Origin of the sequence: Albimonas donghaensis (assembly GCF_900106695.1) — a bacterium.
GTDB lineage: Bacteria > Pseudomonadota > Alphaproteobacteria > Rhodobacterales > Rhodobacteraceae > Albimonas > Albimonas donghaensis.
Window position 1 is genome coordinate 1 of sequence record NZ_FNMZ01000017.1, and the last position, 16,216, is coordinate 16,216.

Here is a 16,216-nt window from a genome sequence, read left to right on the forward strand (position 1 = left end):
GATCGCCCCGATCGCGATGGAAGAGAAGCTCCGCTTCGCCATCCGTGAAGGCGGCCGCACCGTCGGCGCCGGCGTCGTCTCCAAGATCATCGAGTGAGGCGCCCCGGCTTCGGCCGGTGAGCTTCGCGCGACGCGGCGGGCCGTCCCCTCGGGGGCGGCCCGTCGGCGTTTCCCGGGGGGGCGGGAGCCGCGCGTCGACCCGGCGGGAGGCGGCGCCGGACCGCCCGCGCGGCGTTGCATCGGCGGGAATGCGGCGCGGGGGCGGGCGTCCGGGGCGGAGGCTCTCCCGGCGACGGGCGACGGGCGAGGGACGAGGGACGAGGGGGGGGACTGACGACGGGAGGCTGGCGGCGGGCCTGGGCGCGACGGGCTCACGCGCTCGTCGGTTGCGCGGCGCGCGACGGGCGGCTCATGCTCGCGCGGTGACACCGCGTCACCCGACCCTCGCCGGCCGCCGGACCACCCGCCGCCGGATCCAAGGAGCGCGCCCATGGACGACCGCCTCGCCTCTCCCGCCTCCCTCCCCGGTTCCGCGGGGGCCCGCCGCCTGACCGCTGCCGATTTCGACCAGGAGCTGCTGGAGCTCTACGACTTCTATGCGCATGGTCGCATCACCAAGCGGGAATTCCTCGACCGCGCCGGAAAGTTCGCGGTGGGCGGGCTGACCGCCGGCGCCCTCCTGTCGATGATGAGCCCGGACTACGCGCTGGCCGAGCAGATCAGCTTCAACGATCCCGACATCCGCGCCGAATGGGTGACGTATCCGTCGCCCGACGGCCATGGCGATGTCCGCGGCTACCTGGTGACCCCGACCAACGTCACGGCCCCCATGCCCGCCGTGCTGGTGGTGCACGAGAATCGCGGGCTGAACCCCTATATCCGCGACGTCGCCCGCCGCGCGGCGAAGGCGGGGTTCCTGGCGCTGGCCCCCGACGGGCTGAGCTCGGTCGGCGGCTATCCGGGCAATGACGAGGCGGGGCGCGCGTTGCAGCAGTCCGTCGACGGCGCGAAGCTGATGAACGACTTCTTCGCCGCGACCGAATGGCTGATGGGGCATGAGGCCTCCACCGGCAAGGTCGGCTGCGTGGGCTTCTGCTATGGCGGGGGCGTGTGCAACGCGCTGGCGGTGGCGTATCCGGAGCTGGGCGCCTCGGTCCCCTTCTACGGCCGCCAGCCCAAGGCGGAGGACGTGGTGCGCATCAAGGCCCCGATGCTGATCCAGCTGGCCGAGCTGGACACCCGCATCAACGAGGGCTGGCCCGCCTACGAAGCCGCCCTGCAAGCCGCCGGCACGCCCTATGAGGCGCACATCTATCCGGGCGTGAACCACGGGTTCCACAACGATTCGACGCCCCGCCACGACGCGGCGGCGGCGGAGCTGGCCTGGACCCGCACCCTCGCCCATTTCGACGCGCATCTGCGCTGAGCCCCGCCTTGCGCCGGGGGGAGCAGGCGCCTAGCCTCGCGCCTCCCCCCTCCGGACGCATGAGACCCGCGATGACCGACACCTACGGCTCCCCCCTGTTCGCCGCCCTGCGCGAGGCCCGCGCGGCGGAATGGGAGGCCTATGTCGCCCATGACTTCGTGACCCGGCTCGGCGACGGGACCCTGCCGCGCGAGGCCTTCCTGACCTATCTGCGGCAGGATTACCTGTTCCTGGTCCACTTCGCCCGGGCCTGGGCGCTGGCGGCGGCGAAAACCGACCGGATCGAGGAGATGCGCGCCTGCGCGGGAACCCTCCACGCCCTGATCGGGGAGGAGATGAAGCTCCATATCGCCATCTGCGCCCGCGAGGGGATCGACGAGGCCGCTCTGGCCGCCGAACCCGAAGCGCCGGAGACGCTCGCCTATACCCGCTACGTGATCGATGCGGGGCTTTCGGGGGACCTGCTCGACCTGCTGGTCGCCCTGATCCCCTGCGTGATGGGCTATGGCGAGATCGGGCGGCGGCTGGAGGGCGCGGCGCCCGGCGGGCTCTATGCCGAGTGGATCGGGACTTACGCCGATCCCGGCTACCAGCAGGTGTGCCGGGAGGTCGGCGCGCTGCTGGAGGGGGTGGCCGCGCGGCGGCTGGGCCCCGACCCCGCCGCGTCGCCGCGCTGGCCGGAGCTGGCGGCGGGGTTCGGAACCGCCTGCCGGCTCGAAGCGGATTTCTGGGGAATGGGGCTCGCCGCCGGCTGAAGGACGGGGGCGAGGCGAGACCGGATGCCTCGCCGCCCTTGCCCCGGACCGCCGCCCGGCGCCATGCTCGGGGGACCGCAACCCGCCGGACCGCCGGCGACGCCAAGGAACAGACCGATGGACCTGCCCCGCATCTGACCCGCCGACCCCCTTTCGCGACAGATACGGGAGCGCCTCCATGCCCGCCCCTTTCCTCGACGCCGCCGCGCGTCATCCCCTCCGCCTGCCGGACGGGACGGTCCATGCCAACACCGTCCACCTCGCCCGCGTCATCGACCATCCCAACATCTCGGTCGGCGACTTCGGCTATGCCCATGATTTCGAGCCGGTGACAGACTGGGCCGCCCGGCTCGCCCCCTATCTGCATCCCGGCGCGCCGGAGCGGCTGGTGATCGGCCGGTTCGCGCAGGTCGCCCACGGGGTCCGCTTCGTCACCGCCTCGGCCAACCATCCGCGGCGAGGCATCTCGACCTATCCGTTCGGGATTTTCCAGACGGAGGTCGCGACCGACTGGGCGGCGCTGGCCGGGCCGCATCCCGATACGGTGATCGGGGATGACTGCTGGCTCGGCCATGGCGCGACCCTGCTGCCGGGGGCGCGGCTGGGCGCGGGGGTCATCGTCTCCGCCGGCGCGGTGGTGCGGGGGGAGGTCCCGGCCTTCGCCATCGTGGCGGGGAACCCGGGGCGCGTTGTGGCGATGCGGTTTCCGCCCGACGCGGTCGCGGCGCTGGAGGCGGTCCGCTGGTGGGACCGCCCCACCCCCTGGATCGAGGCGCATCGCGCGCTGATCGAGGGCGGCGACATCGCGGCGCTGGCCCGCGCGGCCGACGGCGCCGGCTGGGCGCCGGGACTGGAAGAGCCGCTCGCGATCCGCGCGGGCGGCGGGACGACGCGACCGGGCGCGCGCCCGAGCGAAAGGACAACGTCATGAAGACCGTGACCGCGGGCGACGCCCGCATTCCCGCCCTGGGCTTCGGCACCTGGCAGCTTCGCGGGGCCGAGGCGACCGACATGGTGACCCGCGCCCTTTCCGAGGGCTGGCGGCACGTGGACACCGCCCGCATGTATGGCAACGAGGCCGAGGTGGGGGCGGGGATCCGCGCCGCCTCCGTCCCGCGGGACCAGGTGTTCCTGACCACGAAGATCTGGCCCGACGATCACGCCCCCGACCGGCTGCGGGCGGCGGCGGAGGACTCGATCCGGACGTTGGGCGTCGGCGCGCCGGACATGGTGCTGTTGCACTGGCCCTCCAAATCCGTGCCGTTGGAGGAGACGATCCCCGCGCTCTGCGCCCTGGCGCGGGACGGGCTGGCCGGCCATGTGGGCGTGTCGAACTTCCCGCGGGCGCTGCTGGCGCAGGCGGTGGCGCTGGCGGATGCTCCGCTGGCGGTGAACCAGGTGGAATATCACCCCTGGCTCGACCAGACCCCGATGCTGGAGGCGCTGGCGGGGCAGGGCATGGCGCTGACCGCCTATGTGCCGCTCGCCAAGGGCAAGGCCGCGCAGGACGAGACGCTTGCGCGCATCGGCGCGGCCCATGGCGTGTCCGGGGCGACGGCCTGCCTCGCCTGGCTGCTGGCCCGCGGCGCCATCGCCATTCCCAAGACCGCCAACCCGGCGCGCCTGGCCGAGAACGCCGCGGCGCTGGACGTGACCCTGACCGGCGCGGAGATCGACGAGATCTCCGCGCTTGCCATCCCTGACGGGCGGCTGGTGTCGGGGGTCAACGGGATCGCCCCCGACTGGGACTGACCGGCGCCCGTCGCCCGGACGCGAAAGGGCGGCCCCGGCGGGCCGCCCTTTCGCCTGCTTCCCCGCGCGGGCGCGGCGCGATCACTCCACCCGGCTCAGGCGCAGGCGGTAATACTTGCCGTTGGGCAGCATCATGTCGGCCTCGATATAGCGGCGCTGGTCCTGCTGGTAGAGGATGGCATGCGCGTTCAGCACCATGATGTGACCCGACAGCGTGAAGGCCCCCAGCCAGCGCTGCGGCTTCGGGTCCACGCCGGGCGCGTTCCAGCGGATGATGCCGCTGGCGAGATTGCCGTTCACGTCCATGATGGTCAGCACCGCGTCGCCGACCGGCGGGCCGTCCACCTCGAAATAGCGCATGTCGATGGGGGCGAGCAGGCCCGACCAGACGCCGATGTAACGATCGGGATTGGTCGGGTCCATGCGGACCTCGCGGATCGCGCCGCCGCCATCCTCGAAGCGGCCGGCGGGGGGCGGACCGGGCAGCACGTCGTCGGAGAGGCCATCGCTCTCGTTCACGATGGCGGGGCCGGAGACCGGGCCGTCGCGCCCCTGGGCGAGCGCAGGGGACAGGACCGGCGACAGGGCCGAAAGCCCGACCAGCGCGGCCAGGGCGATGAGCGGAAGGGACAGGCGGGCGGAGGCGGGCATGGGAAGCTCCTTGCTCCTGGGAGACGGGCCGCGGGCTCAGATGAGACCGGCGGCGAAACGGGCGGCGTGCCAGCGCTCGCCGCTCAGGCTCAGGCGCAGGGCGGCGACGGGCAGGGGCGCCCAGACGGGAACGTGGTCGGGCTCGCTCGGCGGACCTTTGCGCAGGCCGGGGCGGCACAGGTAGACATGGCAGACCTTGCGCGCCCAGAAGCCGTAGTCGGGCATGTAGCAGTAGCGTTGCCAGGCCCCGAGACGGCGGATCGGGGCGATGGACCAGCCGGTCTCCTCGCGCACTTCGCGGTGCAGGGCCTGGAGGGTGCTTTCGCCCGGGTCGATGCCGCCGCCGGGCAGCAGCAGGGACTCGCCCTTGTTGGGCGTGGCGGCGAGCAGAACCTGGCCGTCGTCGCGCAGGATGAGCGCATAGGCGCCCGGCCGGTCGCGGTAAGGGGCGGAGGCGCGCCAGGATTCTCCGAAACGTCGCATGGCGCGCATCTTTCCCCCGGGCGCGCCGGGACGCCAAGCGGCGCGGCGCCGCGGACAGGGAAGCGGGGGCGAGGGAGGCCGGCCGGGGACGCCGCGCGACGACCGGCCCGAGGGGGGCGCCGGGGCGCCCGCGCGGCGAGACGGCCGGGCGGGCCTGTGGCCGGGCGAAGTCGGCGCCCGGCGGCGCGGCAAGGCTTGCCTGGGCGCCCCTGGCCGGGCGAGGCTTGGCGACGCCCCGTCGCGGCGGGGTGGCGCCGGGCGGCGCGGATCGCTATGTGTCGCGGCCGCGGGGCCGTCGGGCGACCGGTTTCGGCGCCGAAGCGCGCCGCTTGCGTCCCTGCCCGGCTGCCTGGCCGTCCGACCGACCACCCGCCGACCGCCCGCCGACCGACCGCCCGCCGTCCGCCGATCCCGAACACCCGCACGCCCTTCCGCATGCTATCCGGAGCCGCCGCCATGAGCCTCGACAACGCCGCCGCCCCCTTCGCCGCCCCCGGCCAGGCGCCGGGCGATGACGAGGTGCTGCCCTTCGCGCTCGACCGTCCCGACATCCGGGGCCGGGCGGCCCGGCTCGACGCCTCGCTCGGCCGGATTCTGGAGCTGCACCGCTATCCCCGGTCCATCGCCGGCCTGCTGTCCGAGGCGGCGCTGCTGACCGCGCTGATCGGCCAGACCGTCAAGCTGCGCTGGCGCCTGTCGATCCAGGTCCGCGGCGACGGCCCCGTGCGCCTGATCGCCACCGACTGGTTCGCCCCGGAAGCCGAGGGCGCGCCCGCCCGCATGCGCGCCTATGCCGGCTACGACCCCGAGCGTTTCGACCCCGAGGCCCCGGTGTTCCCGCAGCTCGGCAAGGGCTATTTCGCGATGATCGTGAACAATGGCGAGGGCCAGCCCTATCAGGGGCTGACGCCGCTGGCCGGCGGCTCGCTCGCGGCCTCGGCCGAGGCCTATTTCGCCCAGTCCGAGCAGATCGCCACCCGCTTCTCGCTGGCCGCCGCCGAGCAGATCGGGGCCGAGGGCGGTTCGGCCTGGCGCGCCGGCGGGCTGATGCTGCAGCACATGCCGCCGGCTTCGCCGCTGATGGCGGGCGCCCCGGACGGGCGCGCCGGCGGCTCGGGCGAGGACGGGCTGCTGGCGGCGCGGGACGTGGCCGAGATGGCCGGCTCGGGCGAAGCCTGGAACCGGGTCAACATGCTGCTCGACACCGTGGAGACCCATGAGCTGATCGGCCCGCTGGTCGCCCCCGACCGGCTGCTGCTGCGCCTGTTTCACGAGGAGACGCCGCGGGTCTGGCCGCCGCAGAAGGTGGATTTCGGCTGCACCTGCTCGCCCGACAAGGTGCGCCGGGCGCTGCACCAGTATTCCGCCAAGGATCTCGGCCACATGACCACCGAGGACGGCAAGGTCACCGCCGACTGCCAGTTCTGCGGGTCGCATTTCGAGTTCGACCCGGACAAGCTGGGCTTCGAAGCCGAAGAGTGAGGCGGCGGCGCCCCGGGCGCCCCCCCGCTTTCCCCGGCGGGTGCGGAAGTTCAGCCGTTGGCGGCGGCGATGAAGGCGTCCACGTCGGCCTCGCTCGTCGCCCAGTTGCAGACCAGGCGGCAGGTCAGCATCTCGTCGTCCGGCCCCTCCAGCGACTGGTCGAAGGGCCACATGTAATAGCGCGCGCCGGCCTCGTGCAGGCGGCGATGCATGGCGCGGGGCAGGGCGGGGAACAGCGCGTTGGCCTCCACCGGATGGTCGAAGCGCGCACGTCCGCCGGCCTTCAGCCCCGCCGCCAGCCGGTCCGCCATGGCGTTGGCCCGGCCGGCGAGGTCGAGCCACAGCCCCCCCTCCAGCCAGCGGTCCATCTGGGCCGACATGAAGCGCAGCTTGGAGAACAGGTGCCCGCCCCGCTTGCGGCGCAGCTCGAACTCCCAGCCCTTGGCGGCGAGGTCGCCGAAGCGGTCGCCGTCGAAGAAGATCACCGCCTCGGCCGCCATCGCGCCGTTCTTGGAGGCGCCGAGGCAGAGCACGTCCACCCCCGCCTTCCAGCTCATCTCCGCCGGGCTTTTCCCCAGCCGGGCGCAGGCGTTGGCGAAGCGGGTGCCATCCATGTGCACCGGCAGCGACTGGCCGCGGGCGAGGGCGGCGAGGGCGGCGACGTCCTCGGGCTGGTAGACGGCGCCCAGTTCCGTGGCCTGGGTGAGCGAGAGCGCCCCGCGCTGCACGTTGTGCACCCCGGCGCGTGCGGTGAACCTGAGCGCGCGGGCGAGCCCGGCCTCGGTCATCCGGGCGTGCTCGCCGTCGATCAGGGTCAGCTTCGCGCCGCCGGTGTAGAACTCGGGCGCGCCGCACTCGTCCTCTTCGATATGGGCGTTGCGGTGGCAGAACACCGTGGTCCAGGGCGCCGTCACCGATCCCAGCGCCAGAGCGTTGGCCGCGGTGCCGGTGGCGACGAAATGCACGACGGCGTTCGGGGCCTCGAACACCTCGCGCACCCGGTCCTGGGCGCGGGCGGTGATCGGATCGGCGCCGTAGGGCATGGCGTGGCCGTCATTGGCCTCCATCACGGCCTGCATCAGCTCGGGCGCGGCGGGGCCGGCGTTGTCGGAGGTGAACCACATCAGAGAAACCCTTCCACGGCGTGATCTTCCAGATCGTCCTCGTCGACTTCCCATTCCGGGACCAGCTTGCCCGGCGCGTTGACCCCGTTGGCCGGAATGCCGGCGCGGGCCGGGCCGTCGGGGCCGGCGAGCAGGGGGTGCCATTCCGGCAGGTCCCGGCCCTCGGCGAGGCGGCGATAGGCGCAGGTCTCGGGCATCCACTCGCTGGCGTCTTCCAGCGTGTCCGGGGTCAGGATCACGCAGCCGGGGACCATGACCTTGCGCAGCGAGTAGTTCCCGCAGCGGCAGGTGTCGGGGTCGTAGAGCCGGCAATGGATGTTGGTATAGGCGAGCGCGCCGGTGTCCTCGTCCTCCAGCTTCACCAGGCAGCAGCGGCCGCAGCCGTCGCACAGCGCCTCCCATTCCTCGCGCGTCAGGTCGGCGAGGGGCAGGCGCCAGAAGTCGGGGCGGAGGGCGGTGGGCTCGGAGGTCATGAAACCTTCTCTGCCTTTCCGCGCGGGCGGCGTCCAGCGGGGCGATGCCGCGGGGGGGCGAAATCCGGCGGAAGGGGGCCGCGCGTCCACCCGGACGCGGGTGGCGCCCGGGCGCCCGCGCGGCGCTGGACCGGGGGCGCCTGGGGGGGCGAGGGCTGGGGGCTCTCAGTCCTCGCGCCGCACCGTGCGGCCGTGGCGCAGGATCGCCGCGGCGGCGACGAGCCCGCTTAGGCCCACGACCCCGAACACCTCGGTCCGGTCGAGCCCCGCGGCCAGCAGCGCCATCGCGACCAGGGAGGAGCCGACCATGCCCAGCGAATCCATGACATTGGAGCAGGCGACGAAGCGCGCCCGCTCCGACGCGGGGGCGAGAAAGACATAGACGGCGTTGAGCGGGACCACATAGAGCCCCGCGAACACCGCCAGCAGCACCGCCGCCCCGAGCACCGGCCAGGCGTCGGCCCGGGCCAGGAAACCGGCGGCGTCGAGCTGCGGCGCGGCGCGGTCCAGCCCCTCGCCATAGGCCGCGCAGGCCGCCCAGAACAGCGCCGCCCCCAGCGCCATGCCCGCCGCCCCGATCGGCGGCAGGGTCAGGTCGATGCGCCCCCGCGTGACCCGGTTGGTCAGCGCCGCCCCCAGCGCCAGCCCGGTGACGAAGGCCGCCAGCAGCATCAGCGCCGCGTCCTCGGAGGCGTGCAGGGTCTGGCTGGCGATCGGCAGGATCAGGGTCAGGAAGGCGGCGCCGGCGTACCAGAACCACTGGATGCAGAGGATGGCGAAGAACGGCTCGGGGCTTCGCCGGCAATCGCGGATCACGTCGCGGATGGCGCGCAGCGGGTTGTGGTCGATGCGCGGCGGGCGGCCCTCGGGCGGGGCCGGCGGGGCGAGGAAGGCCGCCCCCCAGCCCAGAAGCGCAACCGCGAGGATGACGGCGGAGACCCAGACCTCGCCCCCCGGCAGCAGCGCGACCTTCAGCCCGAGGATCTGGCCCAGGATGATGGCGAGAAAGGTCGCCGACTGCACCAGCCCCGCGCCGGCCATCAGCTCCCGCCCCGCGAGATACTGGGGCAGGATCGCGTATTTCACCGGCGCGAACACCGCCGACTGCGCCCCCATGAGGAACAGGAGCGCATAGAGCGCGGGCAGCGACTCGGCCATGAAGGCGAGGCCCGCGGCAGCCATCAGCGCCACCTCCGCCCCCTTCACCCAGCGCATCATGCGGGCCTTGTCGACGCCGTCCGCCACCTGGCCCGCCACCGGGGCGAAGAGCGCGAAGGGCAGGATGTAGAGCGCGCCCGCGGCCAGCACCAGCATGTCGAGATCGAGCGCCAGCCGGTCGGCCAGCCGCCAGGTGAGCAGGGCCATGAAGCCGTTCTTGAACACCTGGTCGTTGAAGGCGCCGAGGAACTGAACCCAGAACAGCGGCGCGAAACGGCGGGCGCGCAGCAGGTCGGCCTGGCGCACGGGCGGCATGGACCGGGAAGCCGAGGCGGGGGCGGGCGGGGGCGAGGGCGCTGTCATGCCGTCCAGCAAGCGACGTGGCGCGGGGCCGGGTCAAGAGGCCGGGGGCGCGCAGGCCGCGCGATCCCCCGGCCGAGGGCTCGAACGGGGCGCCCGCGCGGCCGGGAGAGGGGGCCGGGAGAGGGGGTGAGGGCGGACAGGTTCCGGGCGGCGGGGGGAGGCGCCTCGCATCTGCGACGGAGGTTCGTCCGGCAGGGGCCGAAAGAAGCGGAAGCGGCCGGGGGCGCCATCCGGCTTTCAGGTCGCGCGGGGATCGTCCGGCGGTGAAGCCGCGCATCCGACGAGACCGGCGCCGGGGCCCATGCCCGAACCCGTCCCGCGGCGGTCGGCGCCGCTCTCGTCCGGTCGACCTCGCCGCGCATGGCGGTCCGGCGCCGGCGGCGCGACGGTCGAGGCGCGGCGCTCCCGAAGGGAGGGCGGGGCGCGCGATCCGTGGCATTCCACGCGAGTTCGGCTTGCCCGGCCCGGCGTCCCGGCGCATTCAGGCGAGGCATGGTCGAATTTCTCGTCGCCTACGCGGCCTTCCTCGCCGCCCATGTCCTGCCCCGCCTCACCGGCGCGCGGGATCGCGCCGTCGCGCGTTTCGGCCGGGGCGCCTACATGGCGGGCTACGGCGTCCTCTCCGTGGCCCTGCTGGTCTGGCTGGTCTCGGCGGCGCTGCGGGCGCCCGTGCTGGAGATCTGGGCGCCCTCGCGGCCGCTGATGCTGGCGCCCCATGTCTTGATGCCGCTCGCCTGCCTGCTTCTGGCCGGGGCCGCCGCCCGGCCCAATCCCGGCTCGGTCGCCTTCGTCGGCGGACCGGCGCCCAAGACCGCGGCGGGCCTGCCGGCGCTGATCCGTCACCCGGTGCTCTGGGCCTTCGGGCTCTGGGCGCTGGGGCATGTCGCGGCCAATGGGGACGTCGCCGCGGTCGCGCTTTTCGGCGGCTTCGCCGTCTTCGCCTTCGCCGGAATGGCGGTGCTGGACCGCCGGGCGGCGCGGGCCGGGATCCCGCCCACGGCCCGGGGGCCGTTCGTCGCCCGCCTCGCGCGGGCCTGGTCGCCCCGGCTCGCGGTCGAGATCGCGGCGGGGCTGGCGCTGTGGGCGCTGCTGCTGGCCCTGCACGGACCGGTGATCGGGGTCGATCCGCGCGGCTGGCTCTGACCCCGCCCGCCCTCAGGCGGCGGCCCGCTGCGCCGCGGCCCGCGCCTCGGCCCGGCCGGCCACCAGCCGCACCCGGCGCGGCGAGGCCTGCCAGATGCAGATCATCGACGTCATCGAGAGCGCCAGGCAGATCCAGAAGCCCACCCGGTAATCCCCGGTCGCGTCATGGATCCAGCCCATCGCCCAGACCCCGGCCCCCGCCCCGAAATTGGCGATCAACGAGATGGTGGAGAAGATCTGCGGGAATTTCCGGCCCTGGAAGATCTCCGCCGGGATCGCGCCGAACATGGCCGAGAGCCCGTTGCCCAGCAGCCCTTGCAGCACCACCATCGCCCAGAGCAGCGCCATGGTCGGCGCCGCCTCCAGCGCCAGCAGCAGGCCCGAGGCGGCGACGAAGCCGGTCAGCGCCAGCGCCCAGCCCAGCTCGCGCCCGATGCGGTCCGAGAGCGCCCCGATGCCGATCTGGCCGAAAATCCCGAAAAACGCCACGCCGCCGAGCGCCAGCGCGGCGATCGCCGGGTCGAAGCCGATCTCGATCAGGAAGCGGGTCTGGTGGACCTGGATCGCGTACCAGATGAACAGGCCGCAGAAATAGCCCACCGCGATCCACCAGAACCGCGCCGTGCGCAGGGCGAGGCGCAGGGTCCAGTCGGTCTCGGCCCAGGCGCGGTCGACGATGGGATCGGCATGGAGGGGGGGCGCGCCCGCGATCGGGGCGGCGTCGCCGTCGGGGCGCAGGCCCATCTCCTCGGGCCGCATCTTCTGGAACAGCAGGTTCAACGGCACGATCGCGGCCACCGTCACCAGCCCGACAGCGAGGCAGGCGGTGCGCCAGCCCTCGGTTTCGATCAGCCATTGCATGGCGGGCAGCAGGGTGACGCCGCCGACGCCGACGCCGGCGAAGGCGAGCCCGACGGCCAGCCCGCGATTGCGCACGAACCAGTTGGGAATGAACATGGAATGCGAAATGTAGCTCATCGCCATGGAGCCGTTGACGGCGAACAGCCCGAAGCAGAGGTAGAGCTCCACCGGGTTGGTGATCCAGCGGGCGGCGAGATAGCCGCCGCCGACCATCAGCGCGCCCATCGGGATGGTGGCGCGCGGGCCCCAGCGGGCCATGGTCCAGCCGACGATGGGCAGGAAGAAGGTCGAGGCGATGAAGCCGACCGAGAACGCCCCCGCGGTCATGCCCGAGTCCCAGCCGAATTCGTCGATCATCTCGGGAAACAGCAGCGAATAGCCGGTGCGCGCTGTGATGGCGACGCCCATGGTGACGAAGGCGATGGCGATCACCACCCACCCGTAATAGAGGCGCGGGCGGGCGCCGGCGGCGGCTGACATGACGGATTTCCTCCTCGGACCGCGCATCTGACGGCGCGGATTCGGGCGAGGATAGGGGGAGCGCGCGGGGCGCGGCAAGTACCCGCGGGGTCATCGCGGCCGGGCTGGAGCCGCGCGTCGGGCGGGGCGAGAGCGGCGGCCGGACGCCCGCGCGGCGTGGGAACCGGGCGCATGCTGGACCGGGGGGCGGCCGGAAAGCGCGGCGCACGGGGCGGGCGTCAGCGGCAGCCGCCGGGCGCGCCCTGCGCGTCGCGCGGGGGCGAGCGCAGGCAACAGGGGGCGGGGATGGCGACCGAGGCGAGGCGGGCGCCCCAGGGGTGTCGCGCGGATCCGCCGATCCCGGTTCCGGGGCGTCGGCGGGCCTTGGAACGGGACGGCGGCCGGCCGGTTCGCCCCCGCATCTTCCGCCCCTCGGCCCGCCCGGCCCCGGAAGCGCGTCGCACCGGCGACATGCCCGAGCTTGATGCGCTGCGAAGCGGCGAGCGCGCCCTGGCCCCGACCACCCTGAGCCCCAGCCACCCTGAGCCCCGCCGCGCCCGCGTCGGGCGTCCCTCCCGGCCCGAAGGCGTGAGCGGGACGCGCAAGGCCGGGCGCGGGGGCGCCGGGTTCAGGCGTCCGGTCGCGCGAGGCCCGGCCCTTGAGCCGGGCCGGTCAGTAGGTCGGGTTCTCCGAGGCGCCGAACGGATCTGAAGACCCCGAGTCCGCCATCACCGGATCAAAGCCGTCATCGGTCCCGGCGCCTGCGCCGCCCGCATCCGCGGCGCCGGGGTCCTCCGCATCCGGTTCCTCCGCCGGCGTGACCTCGATGGTCAGGTCGAGCGAGGCGATCGGCGCGCCCTCGTCGGCCTGGGCGGTCAGTTGCGCCTCGATCCGACCCGTGAAGCCGGCCGGCGGCGCGATGTCGAGATCGGTCAGGTCCCAGCCCTCGAGGTCCAGCGGACCGCCATCCGAAATCACGGCCATCTCGCCGTTCAGCACGATGGTGTTCTCCGGCAGCCCGGTCAGCGTCAGCCGCGGCGTCTGCCCGGGCTCCAGCCCCGACAGGGCGACGTCGAATTCCGCCAGCCCGTTCACCGCCACGGCGTCCTCGCCCGTCCACTCCGCCCGATCCGCGGTCAGCGTCAGGGCGTTGTCCGCGCTGCCTTCCAGCACCTCCGGCCGGAAGGCCAGCGAGTCGATGCGGGCGCCGTCGAAGTCCCCGGCCTCGCTGACGGCATGGATCTGGATCACGTCGCCATCGTTCAGCTCGACCCCGGAAATCTGAACGGTGCGGAAGGACAGGTCGTTCCACCCGTCCCCCCCCGTGCCGCGGTTCAGCGAGACGGTGGAGACCAGCTCGCCGTTCACCGAAAGCTGGATGAAGCCGTCGCCGTCATTCTCGTCGATCATGCGCATGGCCACGACGTAATCGCCGGCCTCCCCTTCGAAGATGGTGGAGGCCGAGCCCGACAGGTTCTGATCCTGGGTGAGGTTGGTCTTGTCCACGCGCAGCATCGCCCCGCCCTCGGCGAACTCGAAGTCCTGGCGCACGTAGCTTTGCAGGGTCATGTCCTCGGCCTGGATCACGGTCAGGGTGGCGGGGTCGTAGGGCGCCGAGGCCATGACCTCGCGCAGCTCGATATTGTCGAGCGCGAGCGAACGGGTGGTCGAATAGCTGAGCGATTCGAACCTGATGTTATGGGCGCCCGCAGCAAGATCGAGATCCACCGAAAAGCCTTCCTCCCCGGACCCGCCGGGAATGACGTTGCCGATCGCCTGACCGTCCACCATCAGCCGCACGGCGTTGTCATGGCTGTACCCATGCTTGAAGGCGTTGAAGGTCAGCCGGTAGGTCCCGTCATCCGCGACCGTTACATTCTGCGAGATGGCGCTGCCCGTGGTCAGATGCGCGATGGCGTCGCCGTCCCCCTGTCCGTGGCCGATATCGGTTTCCAGAAGCGTGGCGGGCGAAAGGCCGGTCGAAGTCCAGCCGGCGACCGTATCGAAGGTTCCGGCGGGCAAGACGCCGAGGCCGTTGTCCTCGAAGCTTCCGTTCACGATCAGGTTGCGGCCGAGCAGTTCCTTGTCGTCCACGTCGATCTGGATGAGCCGGGTCTCGAACGCGCCATGGGCGCCGCCGACGCCGACTTCGACGAGGTACTGGTTGTCGCCGGAGGCCGAACCGCCGTCGAGTTCCGGCGCCTCCTTGAAGCGCAGCACGCCGGTATCCGGGTCGATGGCGAACTTCGCCGCGTCGGCGCCGCCGGTGATGGCGAACTGCATGACGTCGCCCTCCGGGTCCTGGGCGGCGAGGTCGATGACGAAGGTCGTGCCCTCATCCACCACCAGCAGGCCGCTGTCGGGGATGTTGGTGAAGCTCGGGCTCAGCCCCCCGGTGACGGAGAGCGTGGCGGTCGCGACATCCGTCCCGCCGCGGCCGTCGTCCACGGTGTAGTCGAAGGCGACCGGCGCGCGCTCGCCCGGGGCGAGATGGCCGAAATCGTGGGCTTCGTCGAAGGCCATCATGCCGTCCGCGCGCACATAGACCCGGCCGAGCGGCAGGTCGACCCAGCCCCCCTCTCCGATCGCCTGGCCGTCGACATGGGTGATGCGCAGCGCATCGCCGTCGCCGTCCAGGTCATTGGCCAGCAGGTTGGGACCGCTGACCCGCCCGACTTCGTTCAGCCGCTGGTATTCGAAGCTTTCCCCCTGCGCGACGGGGGTCTCGTTGATGTCGGTCACATCGACCACGAAGGGTTGGGCGGCGGCGTTTCCGGCGGGATCCGTCGCGGTCAGCGTCAGGGCGACCGTCGGCTCGGTCTCATGGTCGAGGCTGATCCCGTCCTTGAGCTTGAGCGTGTCGCCCACGATCTCGAAGCGGGCGTCGTCGACGCTCCAGGTCAGGGCCCGGCCCTCGGGGTCGGTGGCGGAAACGGTGGCGATCGCGGCGCCGGCGGCGTTCTCCTGCACCGACGGGTCGGTGAGGGAGAGGCCGGACGGGGCCTCGTCCACGTCATCCGCTTCGAGGGTGATGCTGTGCGTGGCGGCGTTCCCCGCCGGATCGGTCGCGGTGAGGGTCAGCGTGACCGGCCCGGCCTCGTGATCCAGCGCCACGCCGTCCTTGAGCTTCAGCGCGTCGCCGACCACCTCGAAGCGGGGGTCGTCGACGGTCCAGGTCACCGCCTGGTCCTCCGGGTCCGCGGCGTGGAGCGTGGCGACCTGCGCGCCGGCGTCGTTCTCCTCGAACGCGGTGTCGAAGGCGCGCAGCAGGGTCGGCGCCTCATCCACGTCGCTCACCGAGACGGTCCGGTTCAGCACCGTGGCGTTCCCGCCCGGGTCGGTCGCGGTGAGCGCCAGGTCGATCTCCGCGCCCGCGTCGACATCGACGAAGCTCGCGCCCTCGCCGCCCATCACCACCCCGTCGACCAGCGCGGTGATCCCGCTCGCGCCATGGTTCTCGTACCAGATCAGCTCGACCGTCGCGGGATGGTCGCCGTCGACGCTCAGGCTCCAGTCATCATAGGCGAAGCCGCGATTGGCCTCGCGCCGGCCGACCTCGACCCCGTCTATCAGCAACAGGTAGCCGTCATCCGAGCCGATGCGGAAGCTGTGGGTCCCGGGGTCGAGGTCGAGGAAGCCGGTGAAGCGGTAGACCGTCGTCGCGATGCTCGCGGGAACGGTCCCGGTCAGCGAGCCCGCGTCACCCCCCAGCAGGTCGGCGAGGGAGGCGCTGTTGGAAATGTGGGTCGTCGCGCCCTGGGGATAGTCGATGGCGGTCGCGACGAAGCCGGCCTGCGCGGCGCCGGCCGAGATGACGGCCTGGGCGTCGGCGATGGAACCGAGGGAGACGTCGGCGTCCCAGACCTCTCCGCGCAGCCCTTCGACGATGGAGTCCCGGTCGAGGCTCACGCCGTCCTTGAGCTTGAGCGTGTCGCCGACGACCTCGAAGCGGGGATCGTCGACGCTCCAGGTCAGGGCCGCGCCCTCGGGATCGGTCCCCGCGACGGTCCCGATGACGGCGCCGGGGGCGTTCTCGGCCACGGCGGTTCCGGTCAGGGCGAGGCCGGTCGGGGCCTCGTCCAGATC

General features: G+C 73.0%; 14 protein-coding genes. 7 read left to right on the forward strand and 7 right to left on the reverse strand.

Annotated elements, in window-relative coordinates; translation table 11 throughout:
- The 5 genes from BLV24_RS21100 to BLV24_RS21120 form a co-directional block, all read left to right on the forward strand.
- On the forward strand, positions 1 to 97 hold a 97-nt coding region (locus BLV24_RS21100), incomplete at its 5' end, for an EF-Tu C-terminal domain-related protein (RefSeq protein WP_092684006.1).
- Positions 98 to 490: 393 nt separating this feature from the next.
- Positions 491 to 1,426, forward strand: coding sequence for a YghX family hydrolase (gene yghX / locus BLV24_RS21105; RefSeq protein ID WP_092685623.1), 936 nt, complete (start codon positions 491 to 493; stop codon positions 1,424 to 1,426).
- A 71-nt stretch (positions 1,427 to 1,497) separates the two neighbouring features.
- Positions 1,498 to 2,181 (forward strand): TenA family protein, encoded by a 684-nt coding sequence (locus BLV24_RS21110; protein WP_092685625.1) that lies wholly within the window; start codon positions 1,498 to 1,500, stop codon positions 2,179 to 2,181.
- Positions 2,182 to 2,359: 178 nt separating this feature from the next.
- The gene (locus tag BLV24_RS21115; RefSeq protein ID WP_092685627.1) at positions 2,360 to 3,112 is read left to right on the forward strand and encodes a CatB-related O-acetyltransferase; all 753 of its coding nucleotides are present in this window, start codon (positions 2,360 to 2,362) and stop codon (positions 3,110 to 3,112) included.
- Positions 3,109 to 3,933, forward strand: coding sequence for an aldo/keto reductase (locus BLV24_RS21120; protein ID WP_092685629.1), 825 nt, complete (start codon positions 3,109 to 3,111; stop codon positions 3,931 to 3,933). Before BLV24_RS21115 ends, BLV24_RS21120 begins: the two co-directional genes overlap by 4 nt.
- A gap of 81 nt (positions 3,934 to 4,014) precedes the next feature.
- Here BLV24_RS21120 and BLV24_RS21125 read toward each other — a convergent pair whose 3' ends face one another.
- Positions 4,015 to 4,584 (reverse strand): hypothetical protein, encoded by a 570-nt coding sequence (locus BLV24_RS21125; protein WP_092685631.1) that lies wholly within the window; start codon positions 4,582 to 4,584, stop codon positions 4,015 to 4,017.
- A gap of 36 nt (positions 4,585 to 4,620) precedes the next feature.
- A complete protein-coding gene (locus BLV24_RS21130; protein ID WP_092685647.1) occupies positions 4,621 to 5,067 on the reverse strand; it encodes an NUDIX domain-containing protein in 447 nt (148 codons plus the stop codon).
- Between the two features lie 456 nt (positions 5,068 to 5,523).
- Here BLV24_RS21130 and hslO point away from each other — a divergent pair, with 456 nt between their 5' ends.
- Positions 5,524 to 6,549 carry an Hsp33 family molecular chaperone HslO gene (gene hslO / locus BLV24_RS21135; protein WP_092685633.1) on the forward strand — a complete coding sequence of 342 codons (1,026 nt, stop codon included), beginning with the start codon at positions 5,524 to 5,526 and terminating at the stop codon, positions 6,547 to 6,549.
- A gap of 50 nt (positions 6,550 to 6,599) precedes the next feature.
- Here hslO and BLV24_RS21140 read toward each other — a convergent pair whose 3' ends face one another.
- The 3 genes from BLV24_RS21140 to BLV24_RS21150 form a co-directional block, all read right to left on the reverse strand.
- Entirely contained in the window at positions 6,600 to 7,673 is a 1,074-nt protein-coding gene (locus tag BLV24_RS21140; RefSeq protein WP_092685635.1) for a threonine aldolase family protein, read from the reverse strand.
- Positions 7,673 to 8,146 carry a YcgN family cysteine cluster protein gene (locus BLV24_RS21145; RefSeq protein ID WP_092685637.1) on the reverse strand — a complete coding sequence of 158 codons (474 nt, stop codon included), beginning with the start codon at positions 8,144 to 8,146 and terminating at the stop codon, positions 7,673 to 7,675. The genes BLV24_RS21140 and BLV24_RS21145 overlap by 1 nt, the downstream gene beginning before the upstream one ends.
- Before the next feature lie 165 nt (positions 8,147 to 8,311).
- Positions 8,312 to 9,619: an MFS transporter gene (locus BLV24_RS21150; RefSeq protein ID WP_176954876.1), complete on the reverse strand. Its 1,308-nt coding sequence runs from the start codon at positions 9,617 to 9,619 to the stop codon at positions 8,312 to 8,314.
- A gap of 540 nt (positions 9,620 to 10,159) precedes the next feature.
- On the opposite strand from BLV24_RS21150, the gene BLV24_RS21155 reads away from it, so the two are divergent.
- Positions 10,160 to 10,810, forward strand: coding sequence for an NnrU family protein (locus BLV24_RS21155; protein ID WP_176954877.1), 651 nt, complete (start codon positions 10,160 to 10,162; stop codon positions 10,808 to 10,810).
- 12 nt (positions 10,811 to 10,822) lie between these two features.
- Here BLV24_RS21155 and BLV24_RS21160 read toward each other — a convergent pair whose 3' ends face one another.
- Positions 10,823 to 12,151, reverse strand: a complete 1,329-nt coding sequence (locus BLV24_RS21160; RefSeq protein WP_092685643.1) for an MFS transporter — start codon at positions 12,149 to 12,151, stop codon at positions 10,823 to 10,825.
- A gap of 651 nt (positions 12,152 to 12,802) precedes the next feature.
- On the reverse strand, positions 12,803 to 16,216 hold a 3,414-nt coding region (locus BLV24_RS22170; protein WP_176954878.1), incomplete at its 5' end, for an Ig-like domain-containing protein.